General features: G+C 58.8%; 1 protein-coding gene. It reads right to left on the bottom strand.

From position 1 onward, the window contains the following. Positions 1–140 precede the first annotated feature (140 nt). A partial coding sequence (locus tag ACGVWT_RS19255) for a hypothetical protein (RefSeq protein ID WP_394427853.1) occupies positions 141–379 on the bottom strand: 239 nt, incomplete at its 5' end.

The following is a 379-nucleotide window of genomic DNA, read 5'->3' as shown; positions in this document are numbered from 1 at the left end:
TATTAGGAAAGGACAGTGGGAGTGGCACCTTCCAGGGTCAAGGAAGGCACGGGGGAGGGGCAAACAACAGATGGCTGGCAACTAGAAGGCACAGTCGAGGCTGATCAGCGGGTTTAAACGGGCCCTCTAGACTCGAGCTATCAAGAACATTCGGCGGGGGCCAGAGATTTTTCGACGGTGTGCCCTTCGTGGGTGACCTGACAGGTCACGGACTGGTAGCTCTTCCACTGGTTGGCGGTCAGGTGCAGGAAGGAGCTGGCGGCGTACTTGTTGTTGGACTGCTTGCTTGGCTGGGTGGTGTCCACTCCCTGGGTCACGCTGTTTCCGTCGGCCTTCCAGTTCACCTTCACGGTGCGGGGGTAGAAGTCGGAGATCAGGC

This window comes from Sphingomonas sp. S6 (genome assembly GCF_043498045.1).
Lineage (GTDB): Bacteria > Pseudomonadota > Alphaproteobacteria > Sphingomonadales > Sphingomonadaceae > Sphingomonas.
The sequence above is the reverse complement of the archived record's forward strand: the minus strand, read 5'-3'. Positions and strand labels throughout refer to the sequence as shown.